The sequence below is a fragment of the Halomonas shengliensis genome, assembly GCF_900104135.1.
Lineage (GTDB): Bacteria > Pseudomonadota > Gammaproteobacteria > Pseudomonadales > Halomonadaceae > Halomonas > Halomonas shengliensis.
In genome coordinates, this window is sequence record NZ_FNIV01000006.1 from 207885 (window position 1) to 214571 (window position 6687).

Genomic DNA, 6687 nt, shown 5'->3' on the forward strand with positions numbered 1-6687 from the left:
TCGTGGGGTCGCGGCGGCGTCAGTCGCGGCCGAGCTCGTCGGCCATCTCGCGGGCGCGTGCCGCGCAGGCCTCCATCGCCTCGGCCAGGGCGGTGCGCAGGCCGGCCTGCTCGAGGTGCTCGATGGCGCGCTCGGTGGTGCCGCCGGGCGACATCACGTTGCGCTTGAGCTCGGCCGGCGGCTTGTCGCTGGCCATGGCCATCTTCGCGGCGCCGAAGGCGGTCTGCATCGCCAGGCGGCGGGCGGTGTCGGCGGGCAGGCCCAGCCGCACGCCGGCCTCCTCCATGGCCTCGAACATCAGGAAGAAGTAGGCCGGGGCGCTGCCGGAGACGGCGGTCACGGCCTCCAGCAGGGCCTCGTCGTCGACCCACTCCACCAGGCCGACTGCCTCCATCAGCTCGGTGGCCAGCCGGCGCTGGGCCTCGTCGACCCGGGCGTTGGCGTAGAGGCCGGCGGCGCCGGCGCCCACCAGCGACGGGGTGTTGGGCATGCAGCGCACCACCGGCAGCTCGCCGCCCAGCCAGCGCTCCAGGGTCTCGGCGGGCAGGCCGGCGGCCACCGAGACGATCAGCGGCCGGCGGGCCTGGGCGGCGTCGCGCAGCCCCTCGCACACCTGGCGCATGATCTGCGGCTTGACCGCCAGCACCACCACGTCGGCCTCGGCCACCGCGGCGGCGTTGTCGGTGGCGGTATGGATCCCCAGGCGCTCGCGCAGCGGGGCCAGGACGGCGTCATCGGGGGAGGTGGCGGTGATGGCGTCGGCGGCGAAGCCGCTCTCGATCATTCCGCCGATGATGGCGCCGGCCATGTTGCCGGCGCCGATGAAGGTGACTTGGCTTGCCATGGACTCTGTCCTGTGTCGCTCGACGAAAGGTGGCCGCCGGGGCGGCCACGGTGTGGGGTCAGGGGCGCGGCTCGCGGGCCCCGAAGATGGCGGTGCCCAGTCGCACCAGGGTGGCGCCCTCCAGCACGGCGGCCTCGAGGTCGTCGCTCATCCCCATGGAGAGGGTATCCAGCGGCGCCTCGGGGAAGCGCTCGCGGAGCGCCTCCAGGGCCTGGCGCAGGCGTGCGCAGGGCGCGCGCTGGGCGGCCAGCCCCTCGGCCGGGGCGGGGATCGCCATCAGTCCGCGCAGGCGCAGGCGTGGCAGGGCCAGCACCGCCTCGGCCAGGGCGGGCAGCGCCTCGAGGCTGGCCCCGGACTTGGATGCCTCGCCGCTGATGTTGACCTGCAGGCAGACCTCCAGGGGTGGCAGCGCCTCGGGGCGTTGATCGTTCAGGCGCCGGGCGATCTTCTCGCGGTCTACGCTATGTACCCAGGCGAAGTGCTCGGCCACCTCGCGGGTCTTGTTGGATTGCAGCGGGCCGATGAAATGCCACACGATGTCCTCGAGGTCGGCCAGCACCTGCTGCTTCTCCAGCGCCTCCTGGACGTAGTTCTCGCCGAAGTCGCGCTGGCCCAGGTGCCAGGCCTCGCGGATCATCTCGGCGGGCTTGGTCTTGCTCACCGCCAGCAGGCGAGCGTCGGCCACGGGACGGCTGGCGCGGCTCAGGGCATCGGCCAGGCGCTGGCGGGCGGCGGCGAGGGACTCGGCGAGCACCGGCCCCGTCATGTCTCAAGCTCTGTCATACTGGACCTCACAAGACGCACCACCATCGGGAGCAGGGAAAACGCATGGATATTACCGAACTGCTGGCGTTCTCGGCAAAGCAGAAGGCCTCCGACCTCCACCTCTCGGCGGGCCTGCCGCCGATGATCCGGGTGGATGGCGATATCCGTCGGCTCAACGTGCCGGCCATGGAGGACCGCGAGGTCCGCAAGCTGATCTACGACATCATGGCCGACCGCCAGCGCCGCGACTACGAGGAGTTCTTCGAGACCGACTTCTCCTTCGAGGTGCCGGGCATCTCGCGCTTCCGTGTCAACGTCTTCAACCACGCCCGCGGCGCCGGGGCGGTGTTCCGTACCATCCCCACCGAGGTGCTGACCCTCGAGGACCTGGGGCTGGGGCAGACCTTCCGCCAGCTCTCCATGCTGCCGCGGGGGCTGGTGCTGGTCACCGGCCCCACCGGCTCGGGCAAGAGCACCACCCTGGCGGCGATGATCGACTACATCAACGACAACCGCTACGAGCATATCCTGACCATCGAGGATCCGGTGGAATTCGTGCACCGCAGCAAGCGCTGCCTGATCAACCAGCGTGAGGTGCATCGCGACACCCACGGCTTCGCCCCGGCGCTGCGCAGCGCCCTGCGCGAGGACCCCGACGTGATCCTGGTGGGCGAGATGCGCGACCTCGAGACCATCCGCCTGGCGCTCACCGCGGCGGAGACCGGCCACCTGGTGTTCGGCACCCTGCACACCACCTCGGCGGCCAAGACCATCGACCGGATCATCGACGTCTTCCCCGGCGAGGAGAAGGCGATGGTGCGTTCGATGCTCTCGGAGTCGCTGCAGGCGGTGGTCTCCCAGGCGCTGCTCAAGCGCATGGGCGGCGGGCGTGTGGCGGCCCACGAGATCCTCATCGCCACCGCGGCGGTGCGTAACCTGATCCGCGAGGACAAGGTGGCGCAGATCTACTCCGCCATCCAGACCGGCGGCAATCTGGGCATGCAGACCCTGGATGCCTCGCTGGCCAAGCTGGTGGCGGACAACGTGGTGGCCCGCGACGAGGCCCAGGCCAAGGCCAAGAGCGTGCTGTGACCCGATCCCGGGGCAGCGGCGACACGGCAGACAACGACACGACAATGAAGAGGGAGCAGGGAGATGACGGCTCAAGAGTGGCTCAACCAGCTGCTGGACATCATGGTGCAGAAGGATGCCTCGGATCTGCTGATCTCGGTGGCGGCGCCGCCGACCCTGAAGATGGCCGGCCGGCTGACTCCCATGGGGGAGCAGGGGCTCTCGGTGGCGCAGGTCGACGAGCTGGTGGCGGCCTCGCTCCCCGAGATGCTGCGTGAACGCTTCGCGGTGGAGCACGAGGCCAACTTCGCGCTCAGCCTCAAGGGCAAGGGGCGCTTCCGCGTCAGCGCCTTCCAGCAGCGCAACCAGAAGGCCATGGTCATCCGCCGCATCGGCCTCGAGATCCCGCATCTGGAGGAGCTCTCCCTGCCCGCCACCCTCGGCGAGCTGGCCAACATCAAGCGCGGCCTGGTGTTCGTGGTGGGCGGCACCGGCACCGGCAAGTCGACCACCCTGGCGTCGATGATCCAGCAGCGCAACGAGACCCTGGGTGGCCATATCATCAGCGTCGAGGACCCCATCGAGTACGTCCACCCGCACAAGAAGGCGATCGTCAACCAGCGCGAGGTGGGCATCGACACCGAGTCCTTCGAGGTGGCGCTCAAGAACACCCTGCGCCAGGCGCCGGACGTCATCCTGATCGGCGAGGTGCGCACCCGCGAGACCATGGAGCACGCCCTGACCTTCGCCGAGACCGGTCACCTCTGCCTGGCCACGCTGCACGCCAACAACGCCAACCAGGCGCTGGATCGCATCATCAACTTCTTCCCCATCGAGCGACACTCACAGGTATGGCTCGACCTCTCCCTCAACCTGCGCGCCATCGTCGCCCAGCAGCTGTTGCCCACGCTGGATGGCGGGCGCTGCCCGGCCATCGAGATCATGCTCAAGTCGCCGCTGATCGGTGACCTGGTCCGCAAGGGGGAGGTCAGCGAGATCAAGAACGTCATGTCGCGCTCCCGGGAGCTCGGCATGCAGACCTTCGACCAGGCGCTCTATGACCTCTACCGGGCGGGACGGATCAGCGAGGACGTGGCGCTGGTGCACGCCGACTCCGCCAACGACCTGCGCATGATGATCAAGTTCGGCGGTGGCGAGGGCAGCGAGGGGGTCGGCCAGGCCAAGGAGGCGGCCAGCCAGCTCTCGCTGAAGCGCGACGACGACTTCTGAGGCGCGCGGAGGCATCGCTCAGGGGGCGTAGACGCCCCCCAGCACGCGAGGGCCGGTGGCACCGGTGACGCTTGGCAGGTTGCCCGGCAGGCCGGCCAGGCGGCGGTGGGCCAGCCAGGCGAAGGCCCCGGCCTCCAGCCAGTCGGCGGGCCACCCCCACTCGGCAGCGTCGTCCAGGCGTGCCTCCGGCAGGCGGCAGGCCAGCCGCGCCAGCAGGTCGCGGTTGTGGGCGCCGCCCCCGCAGGGAATCAGGCGCTCGGGGGAGGGCGCCTCGAGCCGCTCCCGTGCCATCTCCACCGCCAGGGCGACGCTGGTCGCCGTCAGCTCGGCCAGGGTCGCCTGCACGTCCTCGGGCCGCTCATCACCGCGCAAGCGACTCATCAGCCAGTCGAGATGGAACAGCTCGCGCCCGGTGCTGCGTGGTGGCGGCCGGTGGAAGAAGGGCTCCTCGAGCAGGCGCGCTAGCAGGGCCTCGTCGACCCGCCCCGAGGCGGCCCAGGTGCCGTCGGCGTCGAAGGCGCCGCCACGGTGGCGCGCATGCCAGGCGTCGAGCAGGGCGTTGGCCGGCCCCGAGTCGAAGCCCAGCGGCGCCCGCGGATCCTCGAGCGGCGGCAGCAGGGTCAGGTTGGCGAAGCCGCCGAGGTTGAGGACCAGCCGCCACTGCTCCGGGGCGCGGAACAGCGCCTGGTGGAAGGCCGGCGCCAGGGGCGCGGCCTGGCCGCCAGCCGCCAGGTCGCGGCGGCGGAAGTCGGCCACCACGGCGATGCCGGTGAGCTCCGCCAGGCGACTGGGGTTGTCGAGCTGCAGGGTGTAGGCGGGCCCGTCGGCATGACTCCCACTCGCATGACCATAGGGGGCGTGCTCGATGGTCTGGCCGTGGCTGCCGATGGCCGCCACCGCCTCCCTGGGGGTGTGGCTCTCGGCCAGCAGGGCATCCACCGCCGCGGCCTGGAGGCCACAGAAGGCCTCCTCGGCGGCGGCCAGGTCGGCGAAGCGGGCGGCGTCGGCATGGCACAGCCCCCACAGCCGCTCGCGCAGCAAGGTGGGCATCGGCTCGGCGTGGTGCGCCAGCAGCCGCGGGGTGGCGGTCTCCCCGGCGATCTCCACCAGGGCGGCGTCGATCCCGTCCAGGCTGGTGCCTGACATTAGGCCGATGAAGAGGGGCATGGCAGTCTCCGGGTCGGTGGGGCGTCAGCGCGCGGCGCCGTCTCATGCTACCATCCCGCCCCATCGCGTGGCCCTCGGGCCGGACAACCTGATACGTGGAGTAGGCGACGATGAGTGACGTGGCGAGCGCACTGGCGCTGCTGAAGCGGGGGACCCAGGAGATCCTGCTGGAGGAGGAGCTGGTCAAGAAGCTGGAGTCCGGGCGCAAGCTGCGCATCAAGGCGGGCTTCGACCCCACGGCCCCGGACCTGCACCTGGGCCACAGCGTGCTGCTGACCAAGATGCGCCAGTTCCAGGACCTGGGCCACGAGGTGGTCTTCCTGATCGGCGACTTCACCGGCCGCATCGGTGACCCCACCGGCAAGAACGTCACCCGCAAGCCGCTCACCGAGGAGGAGGTCAAGGCCAACGCCCAGACCTACAAGGAGCAGGTGTTCAAGATCCTCGACCCCGCGAAGACCGAGGTGCGCTTTAACTCCGAATGGTTCACCGCCATGAGCGCCGCCGACATGATCGAGCTGGCCGGGCAGAGCACGGTGGCGCGCATGCTCGAGCGGGATGACTTCGAGAAGCGCTACCGGGGCGGCCAGTCGATCTCCATCCACGAGTTCCTCTACCCGCTGGTGCAGGGCTACGACTCGGTGGCGCTGGAGGCCGACGTGGAACTCGGCGGTACCGACCAGAAGTTCAACCTGCTGATGGGGCGCGAGATCCAGAAGCACTTCGGTCAGGCCCCCCAGGTGGTGATCACCATGCCGCTGCTGGAGGGGCTAGACGGCGTGCAGAAGATGTCCAAGTCGCTGGGCAACTATGTGGGCGTGGACGAGTCCCCGGGCGCGATGTTCAACAAGCTGGTCTCGATGCCGGACAGCCTGATGTGGCGCTACTTCGAGCTGCTCTCGCTGAAGCCCAACGAGGAGATCGAGGCGCTCAAGCGTGATGTCGAGCAGGGTGCCAACCCGCGGGACATCAAGATGGCGCTGGCCCGCGAGCTGATCGGCCGTTATCACGGCGAGGAGGCGGCGGCCAATGCCCACCGCTCCGCCGGCAACCAGCTAGCCGAGGGCGAGCTGCCCGAGGACCTGCCCGAGGTGGAGGTAGACTTCGAAGGCAGCGACCAGGCGCCCATCGCCGCCGTGCTCAACCGCTCCGGGCTGACCAAGAACAGCGCCCAGGCCAAGGACATGCTGGGCAACGGCCGGGTCAAGGTCGACGGCGAGGTGGTCGAGCGCGACCACATGCTCGAGACCGGCAAGAGCTACGTCATCCAGGCGGGCAAGAAGCGCTATGCCCGCGTGACCCTCGTCTGAGTCGCGTCTCTCTATTGTCTGAGCCCGTCCAGGCTGCTCTGGTCACGACGCCCGCCCTGCGCGGGCGTTCGTGTCTCTAACCGGCGGTAAACCTGTCCACACCCGGGCGGTGCCGCGGGCGCCGAAAGGCGCTGTGGATAAGCTGCCATCGGCCCCCTGGCCATCTCCTGATCATGCTCGCGACACGCCCTCGATATTTTTCTTCACGAAGGCCTTGCACGGTCCCCGGGAAATCCGTAAAGTACGCATCCGCTGCCGGCGACGGGCCAACGTTGCTAGCGGTGGAAGTGGCAGAAGTGA

At 69.8% G+C, this 6687-nt stretch carries 6 protein-coding genes; 3 read left to right on the plus strand and 3 right to left on the minus strand.

The annotated features are described in order from the left end of the window. Positions 1-19 precede the first annotated feature (19 nt). Both proC and BLP95_RS11100 read right to left on the minus strand, forming a co-directional pair. Positions 20-844, minus strand: a complete 825-nt coding sequence (proC, locus tag BLP95_RS11095) for a pyrroline-5-carboxylate reductase (protein ID WP_089679308.1) — start codon at positions 842-844, stop codon at positions 20-22. A 58-nt stretch (positions 845-902) separates the two neighbouring features. Beyond that, the gene (locus tag BLP95_RS11100) at positions 903-1610 is read right to left on the minus strand and encodes a YggS family pyridoxal phosphate-dependent enzyme (RefSeq protein ID WP_089679311.1); all 708 of its coding nucleotides are present in this window, start codon (positions 1608-1610) and stop codon (positions 903-905) included. 62 nt (positions 1611-1672) lie between these two features. Between BLP95_RS11100 and BLP95_RS11105 the strand changes: the two genes are divergently transcribed. Together BLP95_RS11105 and BLP95_RS11110 are read left to right on the plus strand one after the other, a co-directional pair. Next, the gene (locus tag BLP95_RS11105; protein ID WP_089679312.1) at positions 1673-2701 is read left to right on the plus strand and encodes a type IV pilus twitching motility protein PilT; all 1029 of its coding nucleotides are present in this window, start codon (positions 1673-1675) and stop codon (positions 2699-2701) included. Positions 2702-2764: 63 nt separating this feature from the next. Beyond that, positions 2765-3910 (plus strand): PilT/PilU family type 4a pilus ATPase, encoded by a 1146-nt coding sequence (locus tag BLP95_RS11110; RefSeq protein WP_089679315.1) that lies wholly within the window; start codon positions 2765-2767, stop codon positions 3908-3910. 18 nt (positions 3911-3928) lie between these two features. On the opposite strand, the gene BLP95_RS11115 is transcribed toward BLP95_RS11110, so the two are convergent. Further along, positions 3929-5077: an anhydro-N-acetylmuramic acid kinase gene (locus BLP95_RS11115; RefSeq protein WP_089679318.1), complete on the minus strand. Its 1149-nt coding sequence runs from the start codon at positions 5075-5077 to the stop codon at positions 3929-3931. Positions 5078-5187: 110 nt separating this feature from the next. On the opposite strand from BLP95_RS11115, the gene tyrS reads away from it, so the two are divergent. Further along, positions 5188-6387, plus strand: coding sequence for a tyrosine--tRNA ligase (tyrS, locus tag BLP95_RS11120; RefSeq protein ID WP_089679321.1), 1200 nt, complete (start codon positions 5188-5190; stop codon positions 6385-6387). The last annotated feature ends 300 nt before the right edge of the window (positions 6388-6687 follow it).